Here is a 16,392-nt window from a genome sequence, read left to right as displayed (position 1 = left end):
ATACAGATGCCGTCGCCGCCGTGTTTCGGGTGGAGGCGGCACCACCGTCATTCCGCAGAGGCGCACCACCGTCATTCCCGCGGAGGCGGCACGACCGTCATTCCCGCGGAGGCGGGAATCCAGGGCTTCCAAAGACAAAGCGCCGCGATGCGGCGCTTTGCTCTGGGCCCCCGCCTGCGCGGGGGTGACGGAGAGAGGAGAGGGGCGCCGGGGTGACGGAGAGGGGCCCGGAGGTGACGGAGAGGGGCCCCGGGGGTGACGGAGCGCTCCCCTTACGCCTCCAGCAGGATGCGCAGCATCCGGCGCAGCGGCTCGGCGGCGCCCCACAGGAGCTGGTCGCCGACGGTGAAGGCGCCGACGTACTCCGGCCCCATCGCCAGCTTGCGGATGCGGCCGACGGGGATGCCCAGGGTCCCGGTCACCGCCACCGGCGTGAGGTCCTTCAGGGTGGCTTCGCGCGTGTTCGGCACCACCTTCACCCACGCGTTGTCGGCCGCGATCATGGCCTCGATGTCCGCCGTCGGCACGTCCTTCTTCAGCTTGAAGGTCAACGCCTGGCTGTGGCAGCGCATCGCGCCCACGCGCACGCAGAAGCCGTCCACCGGCGTGGCGGCGGTGCCGAAGCCTTCACCCTGGCCCAGGATCTTGTTGGTCTCGGCGCCGCCCTTCCACTCCTCGCGCGAGACGCCGTTGCCCAGGTCCTTGTCGATCCAGGGGATCAGCGAGCCGCCCAGCGGCACGCCGAAGTTGGTGGTCTCTTCCGCCGTCATCGCCTGCTGGCGCGCCAGCACCTTGCGGTCGATCTCCAGGATCGCGGACTTGGGGTCGTCCAGCAGGTTGCGCACTTCGGCGTTCAGCGTGCCGAACTGGGTCAGCAGCTCGCGCATGTGCTGCGCGCCGCCGCCCGAGGCCGCCTGGTAGGTCATGGTGGTCATCCACTCGACCAGGCCCGCCTTGTACAGGGCGCCCACCCCCATCAGCATGCAGCTGACGGTGCAGTTGCCGCCGATCCAGTTGCGCCCGCCCTTGGCCAGGGCATTGCGGATCACCGGCAGGTTCACCGGATCGAGCACGATGACCGCGTCGTCCTTCATGCGCAGCGAGGAGGCGGCGTCGATCCAGTGGCCGTTCCAGCCGGCCGCGCGCAGCTTGGGGAACACCTCGGTGGTGTAGTCGCCGCCCTGGCAGGTGATGACGACGTCGCACTTCTTCAGCGCCTCGATGTCGAAGGCGTCCTGCAGCGTGGTCTCGTTCTTCGCCTGCTTCGGCGCCTTGCCGCCCGCGTTGGAGGTGGAGAAGAACAGCGGCTCGATCAGGGCGAAGTCGCCTTCGGCCTGCATGCGGTCCATCAGGACCGAGCCGACCATGCCGCGCCAGCCGACCAGGCCGACCAGCGGTTGTTGTGCGTTGGAGAGAGTCATCGGAGTGCGCGCCTTTCAGTTCAGGAGGTGATCTGGTTCCCCCGGCTCGTCCGGGGCCGGGGGAGGCACGCGACGAACCGGAGCTTGCTAGCTCTTGGTAATCGTCTTCGTGGTGATGGCCGCAACGACGGCGTCGCCCATTTCGCGGGTGCCGACCTTGCGCGTGCCTTCGGACCAGATGTCCGCCGTCCGCAGGCCCTGCGACAGCACGTCCTTCACCGCGGACTCGATCCGGTCGGCGGCGGCGGGCTGGTTGAGGGAGAAGCGGAGCATCATGGCGGCTGACAGTATTGTAGCCAATGGGTTTGCAACACCCTTACCGGCGATGTCGGGCGCGCTGCCGTGGGACGGTTCGTACAGCCCCTGGTTGGCGGCGTTCAGGCTGGCCGAGGGCAGCATGCCGATGGAGCCGGTGAGCATCGCGGCCTCGTCGGACAGGATGTCGCCGAACATGTTGCCGGTGACCACCACGTCGAAGGACTTGGGAGACTTCACCAGCTGCATGGCGGCGTTGTCCACGTACATGTGGTCCAGCTTCACGTCTGCGTACTGCTGGCCCACTTCGGTGACCACGTCCTTCCAGAACTGGAAGGTTTCCAGCACGTTCGCCTTGTCGACGGAAGTCACCTTCCGGTTGCGCTTGCGCGCCGCCTGGAAGGCGACATGGGCGATCCGCTCGATCTCCGGGCGGGCGTAGCGCATGGTGTCGAAGGCTTCCTCGGCGCCCTGGAAGGCGCCGTCGGGTGCGGCGCGGCGGCCGCGCGGCTGGCCGAAGTAGATGTCGCCGGTCAGCTCGCGGATGATCAGGATGTCCAGGCCGGCGACCAGTTCCGGCTTCAGGCTGGAGGCGTGCGTGAGCTGCTCGTAGCAGATGGCGGGGCGGAAGTTGGCGAACAGGCCCAGGTTCCTGCGCAGGCCCAGGATGGCCTGCTCGGGGCGGAACTGGCGTTCCAGCTTGTCGTACTTCCAGTCGCCGACGGCGCCGAACAGGATCGCGTCGGCTTCCTTGGCGAGCTTGAGGGTGGCTTCCGGCAGCGGGTGGCCGTGCTTGTCGTAGGCCATGCCGCCCACATCGGCGAACTCCAGCTCGACCTTGAGGTCGAGGACTTCGAGCACCTTGACCGCCTCGTCGACGATCTCCGTCCCGATGCCGTCACCGGGGAGGACTGCGATTTTCATTTGTGCGCCTTCACAGGGATCAATTCAACAGCCGGACGCAGAGGGCGCAAAGGGTACGCAGAGGACGCAAAGAAAACCCCTTGAAGATTTCTTTGTCTCTTTTGCGTCCTCTGCGTATCTTTCGCGTCCTCTGCGTCCGGAAGTCCGTTTTAGAGCGTATGCGCCAGCCAGGGCTTCTTTGCCAGGCGCTCGGCTTCGTAGGACTTGATCTTGTCGGCGTGGCGCAGGGTCAGGCCGATGTCGTCGAAGCCGTTCATCAGGCAGTAGCGGCGGAACGGCTGCACCTCGAACGGGATCTCCTCGCCCTGCGGCTTGACGATCACCTGCCGGTCGAGGTCCACCGTCAGCTCGTAGCCGGGGAAGGCCAGCACCTCGTCGAACAGCTTCGCCACCGTGGACTCGGGCAGCACGATCGGCAGCAGGCCGTTCTTGAAGCTGTTGTTGAAGAAGATGTCGGCGAAGCTCGGCGCGATCAGCGCGCGGAAGCCGTACTGCTGCAGCGCCCACGGCGCGTGCTCGCGCGAGGAGCCGCAGCCGAAGTTGCGGCGGGCCAGCAGCACGCTCGCATTCCGGTAGCGCGGCTGGTTCAGCACGAAATCCGGATTCGGCTGGCGGCTGGCCGGGTCCTTCCCGGGCTCGCCGTGATCGAGGTAGCGCCACTCGTCGAACAGGTTCTCGCCGAAGCCGGTCTTGCGGATCGACTTCAGGAACTGCTTGGGGATGATCGCGTCGGTGTCGACGTTCTCGCGGTCGATGGGGGCGACGATGCCTTTGTGGACGATGAATTGATCCATGGGGGTCTCCGGGCTATTTCTTTCTCGCCGCGTCCTCGATCGTCTGGCCGGCCTTCTGCAGGTCCTGGCCGGCCCCCTTGATGGTGTTGCAGCCGGCCAGCACGAACAGGGCGGCAAGCAGGGTGGCGATCGTTTTCACTGGCGAGACTCCTCTGGTTGGTATGGTCTTCAGGCGAACTGGCGCACGTCGACGAAATGCCCATGCACCGCCGCCGCCGCCGCCATCGCGGGGCTCACCAGGTGCGTGCGGCCGCCCGCGCCCTGGCGGCCTTCGAAATTGCGGTTGCTGGTGGAGGCGCAGCGCTCGCCCGGCTCCAGCCGGTCGGCGTTCATCGCCAGGCACATCGAGCAGCCCGGCTCGCGCCATTCGAAGCCGGCGGCCTTGAAGATCTCGTGCAGCCCCTCGCGCTCGGCCTGCTCCTTCACCACGCCGGAGCCGGGCACCACCATCGCGAGCTTCACGTTGGAGGCCACCTTGCGACCGAGCTTCCTCACCATCGCGGCCGCCTCGCGCATGTCCTCGATGCGGCTGTTGGTGCACGAGCCGATGAACACCTTGTCGATGGTGATGTCGTTGATCGGCTTGCCCGGTTGCAGCGCCATGTACTGCAGCGCGCGCTCCATGGCGTTGCGCTTGTTCGCGTCCTTTTCCTTGTCGGGGTCCGGCACGCGGGCGTCGATGGAGGTCACCATCTCCGGCGAGGTGCCCCAGGTCACCTGCGGCACGATCTGCGTGGCATCGAGCTTGACCACCGTGTCGAACTGCGCGTCGGCATCCGAGTGCAGCGTGCGCCAGTAGGCGACGGCCTGGTCCCATTCCACGCCGGTGGGCGCCAGCGGCTTGCCCCGCACGTACTCGATCGTCTTCTCGTCGACCCCCACCATGCCGGCGCGCGCACCGGCCTCGATGGCCATGTTGCACACCGTCATGCGGCCTTCCATCGACAGCGAGCGGATCGCCGGGCCCGCGAACTCGATGGTGTAGCCGGTGCCGCCGGCGGTGCCGATGCGGCCGATGATGGCCAGCACGATGTCCTTGGCCGTCACGCCGGCGGCGAGCTTGCCGTCCACCTGGACCAGCATGTTCTTCGCCTTGCGCGCCAGCAGCGTCTGCGTGGCCAGGACGTGCTCCACTTCCGAGGTGCCGATGCCGTGCGCCAGCGCGCCGAAGGCGCCGTGCGTCGAGGTGTGCGAATCGCCGCAGACCACGGTCATGCCGGGCAGCGTCGCGCCTTCCTCCGGCCCGATCACGTGCACGATGCCCTGGCGCTTGGACAGGAACGGGAAGTAGGCGGCGGCGCCGAACTCCGCGATGTTCTTGTCCAGCGTCGTGACCTGCTCCTTGGAGATCGGGTCGGTGATGCCGTCGTAGCCGCGCTCCCAGCCGGTGGTCGGCGTGTTGTGGTCGGCGGTCGCCACCACGGAGCTGATGCGCCAGACCTTGCGCCCGGCTTCGCGCAGGCCTTCGAAGGCCTGCGGGCTGGTCACTTCGTGCACCAGGTGGCGGTCGATGTAGAGGACGGCGGTGCCGTCTTCCTCGGTGTGGACGACGTGCTCGTCCCAGATCTTGTCGTAGAGGGTGCGTCCCATGGAGGCTTTCCTTTGGCGTGAAATTCTATGCGGCGAGCGTCTGCGGCTCCTGCGCGCGGGACTGGAGGTGGTCGACCAGCAGGCGGGCGGTGAGCGGCAGCGTGGAGAAATCGCGGGCGACGAGCCGGATGTCGCGCGTGGCCCAGGCGTCGGTGAGGCGCACGCACTCCAGGTCGCCCACGCCGTGCATCAGCGTGAAGGCGCGGCGCGGCATCACGCCGACACCCAGGCCGTTGTGGATCATGCGGCACATCGCGTCCAGGCCGGTGACGTGGATGCGCAGGCGGATGGTGCGGCCGGCGGCCGCCGCGGCCTCGCGCATCGCCAGGTAGATCGAGCTGTTGGAGTGCAGGCCGACGTGGTCGACATCGAGCGTGTCGGCGAAGGCGAGCGAAGGGCGCCGGGCCAGCGCGTGGCCGCGCGGCACGATCAGCACCAGTTCGTCCTGCCGGTAGGGCAGCGCCTGCAACTCGTGCGCCGCGACCGCGCCGACGTTGCAGATGCCCAGGTCCGCCGCGCCCTCCTGCACCGCGCGGATCACCTCGGTGGACAGGTGCTCCTCGAGGTCGATCTTCACCTGCGGGTGGGCCTGGCTGAAGGCGCCGAGGTCCTCCGGCAGGAACTGCACGATGGCGGAGATGTTGGCGTGGATGCGCACGTGCCCCTTCACGCCCTCGGCGTACTCGGAGAGTTCGGCCTGCATCTTCTCCAGGCTGAACAGCACCGAGCGCGCGTGGTGCAGCAGGCTTTCGCCGGCCGGCGTGAGCTTCACCCCGCGCGTGTGGCGATAGAGCAGCGGTGTTTCCAGCGTGGCTTCCAGGTCCGACAGGCGCTTGCTCACCGCCGAGGCGGCGATGAATTCGCGTTCGGCCGCGCGGCCGATCGAACCGAGCTCGCACACCGCCACGAACAGTTGCAGCGAGGTGAGGTCGATCCGGCGGGCGAAGGAGCGTTCGGTGGGGCGCATGCGGGTGGCACAGCCATCGCCGTACGCGATGACCGAGCGCCATTTTCTCCTGAATGCGCCTGTCTGGCCATCGCGATCCGCGATGGCCTTCCTGCTAGGCGGGAAGCACGGCGGCCAGGGCGTCCGTGAGCCGGGTCACTTCGCCTCCGAACGCTTCCACGCGGCCGGCGAGCGCGTCCAGCGGCTGGCCGGCGCGCAAGGCCTGTTCCAGGTCGGCCGCGAGGCCGGCCAGGGGCACCGCACCCAGCGTCGCGGCGGCCCCCTTGCAGTTGTGGACCAGGCGCTCGGCCCCCGTGCGATCGCCGGCTGCCAGGTGTTCGGCCAGGCGCTCCCGGCAGTCGCGGTAGGCCTCCATGAACACGCCCAGCATCTGCAGGTAGAAACCGGGGTCGGTGCTGGGCGTGAACTCCAGGCCGCGCGCCACGTCCAGCCCCGGCACCCCGGCCAGCGCCGCGAGCCCGGGCTCCTGCGGCGTGGTCCCCGCAGCCGCGACCAGGGGCGCCGGGTCCGCCCCCGGCAGCCAGCCGGCGACCACCCGGTACAGCTCCTGCGGGTGGATCGGCTTGCTGACGAAGTCGTTCATGCCGGCGGCCAGGCAGCGTTCGCGGTCGCTGGCCATGGCGTTGGCCGTCATGGCGATCACCGGCACGGCGAGGCCGAGTTCGCGGATCCGTCCGGTCGCCGTCACGCCGTCCATCACCGGCATCTGCATGTCCATGAGGACGACGTCGAAATGGTCCTCCTGCAGCCGCTGGACGGCGTGCACGCCGTTCTCCGCGACCTGCACCGCGACGCCCGCCTCCTGAAGGATCTCGCTGGCCACCTGCTGGTTGACCGGGTTGTCCTCCACCAGCAGCACGCGCGCACCGCGCAGCGCCGGCGGCGCGGCGAGCGCCAGGCCGGCGGCCGGAGCCGGTGGCGCGGCCTGCCCCTCGCCGCGCAGCGCGCGCAGGGCGCCCACGGCCAGGTCGAAGACGGCCGAGGCGCTGGTCGGCTTGCGCAGCACCCGCGCGCCGGGCAGCCGCTCGGCCACCTCGGCGCCCTGGTGCCCTGCCGTGACGATCAGCACGGGCTCCACCTGCGCCTCCTGCAGCCGGCGTGGCGCTTCGTTCGCGTCCAGCCCCGGCATCTGCCAGTCCAGGAAGAAGAAGTCGAAGGGGCGGGCCGCCTGCCGCGCCTGCGCGAGCAGCGCCAGCGCTTCGCTGCCCGAGCCCGCTTCCTCCACCTGGAAGGTGAGTGCCCGCAGCAGCTCGCCGAGCGCTTCGCGGGCGCTGGCGTTGTCGTCGACGACGAGCGCGCGCAGGTTGCGCAGGTCGGGCCAGGGCAGGGCCGGGCGCGCGGCCTGCGGCGCCGCATCCAGCCAGGCGGTGAACCAGAACGTGCTGCCCTCGCCGAAGCGGCTGTCGACGCCGACCTCGCCGCCCATCATCTCCGCCAGGCTGCGCGAGATCGCCAGGCCCAGGCCGGTGCCGCCGTACTTGCGCGTGGTGGAGCGGTCAGCCTGCTCGAACTGCTGGAACACGCGCTGCGCCTGTTCCGGCGTGAGGCCGATGCCGGTGTCGCGCACGGCGAAGCGCAGCAGCATGCGGCCGTCCTCGCGCCGCTGCACCGACACGCGCAGCACGACCTCGCCGCGCTCGGTGAACTTCACCGCGTTGTTCAGGTAGTTGATCAGGACCTGCCGCACACGCAGCGGATCGCCGGCCAGCTGCGGCGGGACTTCGGCATCCACCGTGAACACCAGCTCCAGCCCCTTGGCCTCGGCCTTTTCCGCGACGACGCCGGAGACCTGCTCCAGCAGCGCGTCGAGCGCGAACACTTCCTTCTCGAGCGCCAGCTTGCCGGCCTCGATCTTCGACAGGTCGAGGATGTCGTCGACGATGCCGGCGAGGTGCTCGCCCGCCGCCTGCACCTTGCCCAGGTAGTCGCGCTGGCGCTCGGTGAGCTCGGTGTTGAGCGCCAGGTGCGACATGCCGAGGATCGCATTGATCGGCGTGCGGATCTCGTGGCTCATGTTCGCCAGGAAGGCCGTCTTCATCTCGGTGGCGTCCTCCGCCAGCGCACGGGCGCGGCGCAGTTCTTCCTCCGCCTCGCGCCGGCGCGTGACGTCTCGCCCCACCGCGACGACGCCGATCGCGCTGCCGTCGGCGTCGCGCATCGGGCTGCGCATGAACTCGAGCCGCACGCGCCGCCCGTCCGGGTAGTCGAACCAGGCCTCGGTGCTGGCGTCCTCGTTCCCCTGCAGCACCTGCGCATCCTGCGCCCGCACGTGCTGTGCCATCGCCGGCGGCAGCACCTCCTCCACGGTCCTTCCGGCCACCGCCTCGGCGGGCATGCCGGCGAGTTCCACGTAGGCCTCGTTGCAGCCCAGGAAGGTGCCGTCGGCGTCGCGGTAGGCGATCAGGTCGGGGCTGGAGGAGAGCACCGCGCGCAGCAGCGCCTGCTGGCGCTGCAGTTCGTCGCGCGCGCCGGCGCTGCGCCGCAGTTGCGTGCGCACGTTGAGCGAGAGCACCGAGACGATCAGCACGCACACGCCCAGCGTGAGCAGCAGCGACACCAGCATCGCGGCGCGGTCGCTTGCCAGCGTGAGCTTGCGCTGCGCGAGCGCCGCCTCCAGCGCGTCTTCCAGCTCGCCCGCGGCGGCCAGCGCGTGCAGGCTGGCCCCGTCCTCGTCGCGCAGGGTGTCGTCCAGTTGCGCCAGCAGCCGCGCCTGCGTGCCTTCGGCGACGCTGCGCCCCAGCGGCTCGAGGCCGGCCCGGCATTCCGGCGCGCCGCGGCCGGAGCGCAGGCAGGTGCGGATCCCGGCCAGCTCGAGGCGGGCCTCCTGGATGTCGTCCATGTCCTGGGCAGCCGCCGCGAAGCGCACGTTGGAGCGGTAGGTCAGGCTGGTGGAGGCCAGCAGCACCAGCACCATCGCCCAGAAGAACGCGTCGACGGCGCGCTCGCCGCGGCGCGAGCGCGCCCGCCCCTGGCGTTCCGCCAGGCGCTGCTGCACCACGATGGCGGCGCCCAGCAGGATCAGCGCCAGCGCGGTGTTCACCGCGACGGGCGGCAGCCACGCCTCGGCGGCGACCTGGCCGGCGTTCCAGAGATAGGCCACGGCGGACAAGGTGCCGATGGCGATCACCTGGGCGGCGCAAAGGAGCACGATCCAGCCGACGCGCGGGCGTTGCAGCAGGGCGATGCCGGGCCCGAGCAGCACGAAGGCCCAGGCGGTGTACGGCGACATGCGGCGTGCGGCGGGCCGCATGGCGTATGCGCTGTCGGGGAACAGGCGCGCGTCGATGCCCAGGTCGACGCGCGCCAGGTACTCGAACAGCGTCGCGGCGCCAAGGGCGAACACGAAGAACGCCACGGCCGCGGCGGCCGCCGTCGACCAGCGCCGGCGGCGGATCTGCAACTGCAGCGCGAGGCCGGCCGCGAGCACGCCGAGGGCCGTGTTCGGCTTCATTTCGACGGCCCCGGGGAGCGCGATCTTCAGCATGTCGAGGCCGAGCGCCCACCCGAGCAGGACGGCCAGGCCGAGAGCCATCGTCACCCAGGCGGCGGTCGATGCCAGGCGGCTGCGCGCCGGGGCAGGGGAGGCCTCATTCATCTGCAGTAAGCATTTTTCTTAGAAAAACGGGCAAACATACCCGACGAGGGCGGCACCGTCCAGTTCTGGGGGCTTGCCGGACGCAGGATCGCGCTTCAGCATCGCGCCCATGCAACGGTTTCGTTTCGGCATCGCGGCGGCGCTGCTGCTGGCCGCTGCGGCGACAGCCCAGGAACGGCGCAACGTCTTCCAGGATCCCTTCCTGCAGGTGAGCGCCGCCCTGGCTGGCTGCCCCGTGCCGCGGCCCCCCGGTCTGACCGAGGAGGAGGTCCGCAAGGCAGCGCACGTGCGCGCGCAGCATGGCACCAGTTGCTATCACTCGGGGCGCTGCCGGCTGCCGAATTCGTACCTGTACGACAAGGAGATCATCCCGCGGGTGCAGCAGTACCTGCGGCGGGATGGGCGCTTCGAGGACACCAGCGTGTGGATCCTGGGCGAGCGCCGGATCGTCACGCTGATGGGGTGCGTGCGCACGCCGGCGCAGAAGGAGGAGATGGAGCGGGCGGTGCTGCTGGTGGACGACGTGATGGGGGTGGTGAACCAGCTGATGGTGGGGACGCGGGAGAAGGCGCGCTACGAGCTGGCGAAGCCGTGAGGGAGGGAAGCCCTGGATTCCCGCCTTCGCGGGAATGACGGCTCGGACGCCCCGGATTCGTCATCCCGCGCAGGCGGGGACCCAGAAAAAAGGCCCGCGAAGCGGGCCTTTGCCGTCGAACCAAGAAACGATCAGCGCTGGCCGATCGGCTTCACGTCGCGCTTGGTCGAGCCCGTGAACAGCTGGCGCGGGCGGCCGATCTTGTACTCGGGGTCGCCGATCATCTCGTTGAGCTGCGCGATCCAGCCGACCGTGCGGGCCAGCGCGAAGATCGCGGTGAACAGCGAGACCGGGATGCCGATCGCGCGCTGCACGATGCCCGAGTAGAAGTCGACGTTCGGGTACAGCTTGCGGGAGACGAAGTACTCGTCTTCCAGCGCCACCTTCTCCAGGGCCATCGCCAGCTTGAACAGCGGGTCGTTGTGCAGGCCCAGCTCGCTCAGCACCTCATGGCAGGTCTCGCGCATCAGCTTGGCGCGCGGGTCGTAGTTCTTGTACACGCGGTGGCCGAAGCCCATCAGCTTGACGCCGCTGTTCTTGTCCTTGACCTTCTCCACGAACTCGCCGATCTTGGCCACGCCGCCCATCTTCTGGATGTCTTCCAGCATGTTCAGCGCTGCCTCGTTGGCGCCGCCGTGCGCCGGCCCCCACAGGCAGGCCACGCCGGCCGCGATCGCCGCGAACGGGTTGGTGCCGGAGGAGCCGCACAGGCGCACCGTGGAGGTGGAGGCGTTCTGCTCGTGGTCCGCGTGCAGGATGAAGATGCGGTCCATCGCGCGCACCAGCACGTCGTTGGGCTCGTAGTCCTCGCACGGCGTGGCGAACATCATGCGCATGAAGTTCGAGGTGTACGACAGCGCGTTCTTCGGATAGATGTAGGGCTGGCCCGAGCTGTACTTGTACGCCATCGCCACCAGCGTCGGCATCTTGGCGATCAGGCGGATCGCCGAGATCTCGCGGTGCTCGGGATTGTTGATGTCCGTGCTGTCGTGATAGAAGGCCGACAGGGCGCCCACCAGGCCGGTCATCACCGCCATCGGGTGCGCGTCGCGGCGGAAGCCGCGCAGGAAGAACTGCATCTGCTCGTTGACCATCGTGTGGTTGGTCACGCGCGAGACGAAGTCCTTCTTCTGGGTCTCGTTGGGCAGCTCGCCGTACAGCAGCAGGTAGCAGGTCTCGAGGTAGTCGCACGTGGTGGCGAGCTGCTCGATCGGGTAGCCGCGGTACAGCAGTTCGCCCTTGTCGCCGTCGATGTAGGTGATGGTCGACTGGCACGACGCCGTGGACATGAAGCCGGGGTCGTACGTGAACATGCCCGTCTGGGCGTAGAGCTTGCGGATGTCGATGACGTCCGGGCCGATCGTGCCGTGGTAGACCGGCATCTCGACGCTGGGGCTGCCGTTGCTGAACGAGAGAGAGGCCTTGTAGTCAGCGAGTTTCATAGTAGTTCCTGTCATGGTTCAATGCCCACGTCCCGGCGATGCGGCCGCGGGCACGCGCAGCATCTCCAGCACTTCCTGGATGTCCGGCCGGTCCAGTGCGCCCGTCGGTCCCTTGCGCTTGAGCAGCAGGTCGAGCAGGTCGTTGTCCGCCAGGTCCATCAACTCCCCGAGCGCCTTCGCCTGCCCCAAGGTCAGGCGCGACGCGAAGCGGTCGAAGAAGCGTTCGATGAACAGGTCGTTCTCTAGCAAGCCCCGGCGGCAGCGCCACCGCAGCTTGCTCAGCCCACGCTCATCGAGCAGCTCGTCGTCCATTGTCGCTCCGGTTTTGGCGTGTTGTCTTTTGACCTGCGTCAGATCGCGCGCCGGACCATCAGCTCCTTGATCTTGCCGATGGCCCTGGTCGGGTTCAGGCCCTTGGGGCAGACATCGACGCAGTTCATGATGGTGTGGCAGCGGAACAGCCGGTACGGGTCTTCCAGGTTGTCCAGGCGCTCGCTGGTCGCCTCGTCGCGGCTGTCGGCGATGAAGCGGTAGGCCTGCAGCAGGCCGGCCGGGCCGACGAACTTGTCGGGGTTCCACCAGAAGCTCGGGCAGCTGGTGGAGCAGCTCGCGCACAGGATGCACTCGTACAGGCCGTTGAGCTCCTCGCGCTCCTCGGGCGACTGCAGGCGCTCCCGGTCCGGCTTGATGCTGTCGTTGATCAGGTAGGGCTTGATCGAGTGGTACTGCTTGAAGAACTGCGTCATGTCGACGATCAGGTCGCGGATGACGGGCAGGCCGGGCAGCGGCTTGAGCACGATCGGGTCCTTGAGCGTGCGCAGGTTGGTCAGGCACGCCAGGCCGTTCTTGCCGTTGATGTTCATGGCGTCGGAGCCGCAGACGCCTTCGCGGCACGAACGCCGGTAGGCGATCGTCGGGTCCTGCGCCTTGAGCTTCATCAGGGCGTCGAGCAGCATGCGCTCGTCGCCCTGCAGCTCGATCTCCACCGTCTGCATGTACGGCTTGTCGTCCTTGTCCGGGTCGTAGCGGTAGATGTGGAAGGTGCGCTTTTGCATGTCTTGGGTCTTTGGTAACTGCTATCAGAAGGTGCGCACCTTGGGGGGCACCGATTCGACGGAGAGGGGCTTGAGCTTCACCGGCTTGTACGCGAGGCGGTTGCCTTCGCTGTACCAGAGCGAGTGCTTCATCCAGTTGGCGTCGTCGCGGCCGAGCGGCGTGACCGGATCGTCGGCCGGGCGCTCGTAGTCGCTGACGGTGTGGGCGCCGCGGCATTCCTTGCGGGCGGCCGCCGAGACGATCGTCGCCTGGGCGGCCTCGATCAGGTTGTCGACCTCCAGCGCCTCGATGCGCGCGGTGTTGAACACGCGCGACTTGTCCTTCAGGCCGATCGCGTTGACACGCTCGCGCAGCGCCGCGACCTGGCGCACGCCTTCGTCCATCATCACCTGGGTGCGGAACACCCCCGCATGCTTCTGCATGGAGGCGCGCAGGTCGTTGGCGACGGTCTGCGCGTATTCGCCGGAGGTGGCGCTGTCCAGGCGGTTCAGGCGCTCGAGCGAACGGTCGGCGGCGTCGGCCGGCAGCGGCTTGTGCGACTTGGTGCCGCTGGCGAATTCGACGATGTGGTTGCCGGCGGCCTTGCCGAACACCAGCAGGTCCAGCAGCGAGTTGGTGCCCAGCCGGTTGGCGCCGTGCACCGACACGCAGGAGCACTCGCCCACGGCGTACAGGCCGTTGAGCGGGCTGTTGTCCTCGCCGTTCTTCTGCAGCACGACCTGGCCGTGGATGTTGGTCGGGATGCCGCCCATCTGGTAGTGGATGGTGGGCACGACGGGGATCGGCTCGCGCGTGATGTCGACGTTGGCGAAGTTCACGCCGATCTCGTACACCGAGGGCAGGCGCTTGTGGATCGTCTCGGCACCGAGGTGGTCGAGCTTGAGCAGCACGTAGTCCTTGTTGGGACCGCAGCCGCGGCCTTCCTTGATCTCCTGGTCCATCGAGCGGGAGACGAAGTCGCGCGGGGCGAGGTCCTTCAGCGTGGGCGCATAGCGCTCCATAAAGCGCTCGCCGTTGCTGTTCAACAGGATGGCGCCTTCGCCGCGGCAGCCTTCGGTGAGCAGCACGCCGGCGCCGGCCACGCCGGTCGGGTGGAACTGCCAGAACTCCATGTCCTCCAGCGGGATGCCGGCGCGCGCCGCCATGCCCAGGCCGTCGCCGGTGTTGATGAAGGCGTTGGTCGAAGCCTGGAAGATGCGGCCGGCGCCACCGGTGGCCAGCAGCACGGTCTTGGCGTGCAGCACGTGCAGGTCGCCGGTTTCCATCTCCAGCGCCGTCACGCCGACGACGTCGCCCTCGGCGTCGCGGATCAGGTCCAGCGCCATCCACTCGACGAAGAAGGAGGTCTTGGCGCGCACGTTCTGCTGGTACAGCGTGTGCAGCATGGCGTGGCCGGTGCGGTCCGCCGCGGCGCAGGCGCGCTGCACCGGCTTCTCGCCGTAGTTGGCGGTGTGGCCGCCGAACGGACGCTGGTAGATCGTGCCGTCGGGGTTGCGGTCGAACGGCATGCCGAAGTGCTCGAGCTCGTACACGACCTTGGGCGCTTCGCGGCACATGAACTCGATCGCGTCCTGGTCGCCGAGCCAGTCGGAGCCCTTGATCGTGTCGTAGAAGTGGTAGTGCCAGGTGTCCTCGGACATGTTGCCCAGCGAGGCGCCGATGCCGCCCTGCGCCGCCACCGTGTGCGAGCGGGTGGGGAACACCTTGGACAGCACGGCCACGTTGAGGCCGGCCATGGACAGCTGCAGGGAGGCGCGCATGCCGGAGCCGCCGGCGCCCACGATGACGACGTCGAACTTGCGCGTCGTGGTGTTGCTCTTGGTGTAAGCCATCTTGTTCAAACCCTCCAGAGGACCTGGATCGCCCAGCCGACGCAGCCGAGGAGCCAGACGATGACGAGGATCTGCAGCACCAGGCGCGCCCCCACCGGTTTCACGTAATCCATCAGCACGTCGCGCATGCCCACCCACACGTGGTACAGCATCCCCACGATGGTGGCGAAGGTGAGCATCTTCATCGGCTGCGGCACGAAGATGCCGGCCCACTTGTCGTAGCCGATCTCGCCGCGGAAGAAGATCAGCTGCGCCAGCAGGACGAGCGTGAACACCGCCATCAGCACCGCGGTGACGCGCTGCGCGAGCCAGTCGCGCGTGCCGTAGTGGGCACCGACGACGGTGCGGCGGGAGCCGTAGTTGACTGCCATTTTTCTTGACTCCTGGAGGTCTTAGTACAGGCCGAACAGCTTGGCGCCGAGCACCACGGTCAGCACGAGGCTGGCGATGATCGTGGCCTTGGCCGTGGTCGCGCCGTATTCCTTGCCCACCGCGGCGTGGCTGACGTCGCTCCAGACGTGGCGCAGCCCGGCGAAGAAGTGCGTCAGGTAGGCCCAGAGCAGCGCCAGCAGCACCAGCTTGAGCAGCACGCCCGAAGCGCCGGTGTTGAGGGCGTTGCGCAGCCGGGCGAAGGAGATCTCGGAGGAGATCGACTTGTCGAACACCCACATCACCAGCGGCAGCAGCACGAACATCAGCACGCCGCTGATGCGGTGCAGGATCGACACGATGCCGGCGACCGGAAGGCGGTAGGTCGGCAGATCCCTGAACGCGTTGATGTTCCGGAACTCAGGACGCTTCCCGGCGGCTTCTGTCATATGTCTGTTTCTTTCAGGATGGCGCATGGGCGGAGGGGGGAGATGGGGGAAGGGGACGCGGACAACCCAAAATTCTATTTCAACGGAACAACCTGACGCCGAGGTTGCAATTGGGGCCGGCCCTGATGCGTGTCCGTTTGCGCTAGCTCAATTCGTTGCGATAGTGATAGCCGTCGGTGCGATAGAGGCCGCGGCGCAGCTCCATCGGCACGTCGTTGTAGGTGTAGGAGAGGCGTTCCACCGACAGCAGCGGGGCGCCCGCCTTCAGCGCGAGCAGCGCCGCCTGCGGCTCCTCCGCGGCCACGGCCCGGATCTTCTCCTCCGCGCGCACCATGCGCACGCCGAAGGCGAGCTCGAACAGCGCATAGGTCGGCCCCTGGTGGCCCGCCATCTGTTCGGCCGTCAGGCCCTTGAAGGTGTTGCCCGGCAGCCAGATGTCTTCCAGGATGGTGGGCCGGCCGGCGAACGAGAGGATACGCCGCACCTGCACCACCGGGTCTCCGGTGCGCAGCTGCAGTGCCCGGGCGACCTCGGCGCTCGCGCGCGTGCGCCGGCATTCGAGCACCTTGCGCTCGGCGGGCAGGTCCTCCGGTGCGCCGCTGTCCGGCACCAGCTTGAGGAAGCGGTAGCGCACGTGCTGCTCCGCGTGCGTGGACACGAAGGTGCCCTTGCCCTGCCGGCGCACCACGAGGTTCTCGGCCGCGAGTTCGTCGATGGCCTTGCGCACGGTGCCCTGGCTCACGCGGAAGCGCGCGGCCAGTTCCATCTCGCTCGGGATCGCCTCGCCGGGCTTCCATTCGCCGGCCTGCAGGCTTTGCAGGATCAGGCCCTTGATCTGCTGGTAGAGGGGGCTGAATGCGGGCGTGGCCGGATCGGCCACTGTTTCGGCGCTGGTGGGGGTGGGGGCGGCCATGGGTGTTTGCGTAGGCTGGCGGTGAGCCGCGAAGCGCGCGAACCCCAGCGCTTCGCGCATCGCCGGGGTTCGGCCTTCGGCGCTCACCGCCAGCCTACGTGTGCCTCCAATCATATCTTATATAAGACATAAGACAAATTGACTCCTCCGGGTTTGCCCGGGTACACTCCAGGGCTGTCCCGCAGGGCAT

The 16,392-nt window shown here is 68.4% G+C and carries 15 protein-coding genes; 1 reads left to right on the top strand and 14 read right to left on the bottom strand.

Annotated elements, in window-relative coordinates; translation table 11 throughout:
* Positions 1-272 precede the first annotated feature (272 nt).
* The 7 genes from asd to JI746_RS13145 form a co-directional block, all read right to left on the bottom strand.
* Complete coding sequence (gene asd, locus JI746_RS13175; RefSeq protein WP_201690057.1) at positions 273-1,421, bottom strand: aspartate-semialdehyde dehydrogenase; 1,149 nt, start codon at positions 1,419-1,421, stop codon at positions 273-275.
* 87 nt (positions 1,422-1,508) lie between these two features.
* Positions 1,509-2,600, bottom strand: a complete 1,092-nt coding sequence (leuB, locus tag JI746_RS13170) for a 3-isopropylmalate dehydrogenase (protein ID WP_201690056.1) — start codon at positions 2,598-2,600, stop codon at positions 1,509-1,511.
* Positions 2,601-2,749: 149 nt separating this feature from the next.
* Positions 2,750-3,394, bottom strand: coding sequence for a 3-isopropylmalate dehydratase small subunit (leuD, locus tag JI746_RS13165; protein ID WP_201690054.1), 645 nt, complete (start codon positions 3,392-3,394; stop codon positions 2,750-2,752).
* Positions 3,395-3,407: 13 nt separating this feature from the next.
* Positions 3,408-3,533, bottom strand: coding sequence for an entericidin A/B family lipoprotein (locus JI746_RS13160; RefSeq protein ID WP_201690052.1), 126 nt, complete (start codon positions 3,531-3,533; stop codon positions 3,408-3,410).
* Positions 3,534-3,562: 29 nt separating this feature from the next.
* Positions 3,563-4,984 carry a 3-isopropylmalate dehydratase large subunit gene (gene leuC / locus JI746_RS13155; protein ID WP_201690050.1) on the bottom strand — a complete coding sequence of 474 codons (1,422 nt, stop codon included), beginning with the start codon at positions 4,982-4,984 and terminating at the stop codon, positions 3,563-3,565.
* Between the two features lie 25 nt (positions 4,985-5,009).
* On the bottom strand, positions 5,010-5,951 hold the full coding sequence (locus JI746_RS13150) for a LysR family transcriptional regulator (protein WP_201690049.1): 942 nt from the start codon (positions 5,949-5,951) through the stop codon (positions 5,010-5,012).
* Positions 5,952-6,045: 94 nt separating this feature from the next.
* A complete protein-coding gene (locus JI746_RS13145; protein ID WP_201690048.1) occupies positions 6,046-9,546 on the bottom strand; it encodes a hybrid sensor histidine kinase/response regulator in 3,501 nt (1,166 codons plus the stop codon).
* A 109-nt stretch (positions 9,547-9,655) separates the two neighbouring features.
* Here JI746_RS13145 and JI746_RS13140 point away from each other — a divergent pair, with 109 nt between their 5' ends.
* Positions 9,656-10,141: a BON domain-containing protein gene (locus JI746_RS13140; protein WP_201690047.1), complete on the top strand. Its 486-nt coding sequence runs from the start codon at positions 9,656-9,658 to the stop codon at positions 10,139-10,141.
* Between the two features lie 131 nt (positions 10,142-10,272).
* Here JI746_RS13140 and gltA read toward each other — a convergent pair whose 3' ends face one another.
* The 7 genes from gltA to JI746_RS13105 form a co-directional block, all read right to left on the bottom strand.
* Positions 10,273-11,583 carry a citrate synthase gene (gltA, locus tag JI746_RS13135; protein WP_201690046.1) on the bottom strand — a complete coding sequence of 437 codons (1,311 nt, stop codon included), beginning with the start codon at positions 11,581-11,583 and terminating at the stop codon, positions 10,273-10,275.
* An 18-nt stretch (positions 11,584-11,601) separates the two neighbouring features.
* A complete protein-coding gene (locus JI746_RS13130; RefSeq protein ID WP_201690045.1) occupies positions 11,602-11,895 on the bottom strand; it encodes an FAD assembly factor SdhE in 294 nt (97 codons plus the stop codon).
* A gap of 38 nt (positions 11,896-11,933) precedes the next feature.
* Positions 11,934-12,638: a succinate dehydrogenase iron-sulfur subunit gene (locus JI746_RS13125; RefSeq protein WP_201690044.1), complete on the bottom strand. Its 705-nt coding sequence runs from the start codon at positions 12,636-12,638 to the stop codon at positions 11,934-11,936.
* Positions 12,639-12,662: 24 nt separating this feature from the next.
* On the bottom strand, positions 12,663-14,471 hold the full coding sequence (sdhA, locus tag JI746_RS13120) for a succinate dehydrogenase flavoprotein subunit (protein ID WP_201690043.1): 1,809 nt from the start codon (positions 14,469-14,471) through the stop codon (positions 12,663-12,665).
* 5 nt (positions 14,472-14,476) lie between these two features.
* Positions 14,477-14,842 carry a succinate dehydrogenase, hydrophobic membrane anchor protein gene (gene sdhD / locus JI746_RS13115; protein WP_201690041.1) on the bottom strand — a complete coding sequence of 122 codons (366 nt, stop codon included), beginning with the start codon at positions 14,840-14,842 and terminating at the stop codon, positions 14,477-14,479.
* A 21-nt stretch (positions 14,843-14,863) separates the two neighbouring features.
* Positions 14,864-15,289, bottom strand: a complete 426-nt coding sequence (sdhC, locus tag JI746_RS13110) for a succinate dehydrogenase, cytochrome b556 subunit (protein ID WP_201690040.1) — start codon at positions 15,287-15,289, stop codon at positions 14,864-14,866.
* 142 nt (positions 15,290-15,431) lie between these two features.
* Entirely contained in the window at positions 15,432-16,202 is a 771-nt protein-coding gene (locus JI746_RS13105) for a GntR family transcriptional regulator (RefSeq protein ID WP_201690038.1), read from the bottom strand.
* Between the last annotated feature and the right edge of the window lie 190 nt (positions 16,203-16,392).

Source organism: Ramlibacter alkalitolerans, from assembly GCF_016722765.1.
Lineage (GTDB): Bacteria > Pseudomonadota > Gammaproteobacteria > Burkholderiales > Burkholderiaceae_C > Ramlibacter > Ramlibacter alkalitolerans.
Note: the sequence above shows the minus strand (reverse complement) of the source record. Positions and strands in the feature narration are given on the sequence as shown.

Coding starts and splice junctions, on each gene's coding strand:
- JI746_RS13130 (WP_201690045.1), bottom strand. CDS start 11,895: ATGGACGACGAGCTGCTCGATGAGCGTGGGCTGAGCAAGCTGCGGTGG.
- gltA (WP_201690046.1), bottom strand. CDS start 11,583: ATGAAACTCGCTGACTACAAGGCCTCTCTCTCGTTCAGCAACGGCAGC.
- JI746_RS13140 (WP_201690047.1), top strand. CDS start 9,656: ATGCAACGGTTTCGTTTCGGCATCGCGGCGGCGCTGCTGCTGGCCGCT.
- JI746_RS13150 (WP_201690049.1), bottom strand. CDS start 5,951: ATGCGCCCCACCGAACGCTCCTTCGCCCGCCGGATCGACCTCACCTCG.
- leuC (WP_201690050.1), bottom strand. CDS start 4,984: ATGGGACGCACCCTCTACGACAAGATCTGGGACGAGCACGTCGTCCAC.
- JI746_RS13145 (WP_201690048.1), bottom strand. CDS start 9,546: ATGAATGAGGCCTCCCCTGCCCCGGCGCGCAGCCGCCTGGCATCGACC.
- sdhA (WP_201690043.1), bottom strand. CDS start 14,471: ATGGCTTACACCAAGAGCAACACCACGACGCGCAAGTTCGACGTCGTC.
- sdhC (WP_201690040.1), bottom strand. CDS start 15,289: ATGACAGAAGCCGCCGGGAAGCGTCCTGAGTTCCGGAACATCAACGCG.
- leuB (WP_201690056.1), bottom strand. CDS start 2,600: ATGAAAATCGCAGTCCTCCCCGGTGACGGCATCGGGACGGAGATCGTC.
- JI746_RS13105 (WP_201690038.1), bottom strand. CDS start 16,202: ATGGCCGCCCCCACCCCCACCAGCGCCGAAACAGTGGCCGATCCGGCC.
- sdhD (WP_201690041.1), bottom strand. CDS start 14,842: ATGGCAGTCAACTACGGCTCCCGCCGCACCGTCGTCGGTGCCCACTAC.
- leuD (WP_201690054.1), bottom strand. CDS start 3,394: ATGGATCAATTCATCGTCCACAAAGGCATCGTCGCCCCCATCGACCGC.
- JI746_RS13125 (WP_201690044.1), bottom strand. CDS start 12,638: ATGCAAAAGCGCACCTTCCACATCTACCGCTACGACCCGGACAAGGAC.
- asd (WP_201690057.1), bottom strand. CDS start 1,421: ATGACTCTCTCCAACGCACAACAACCGCTGGTCGGCCTGGTCGGCTGG.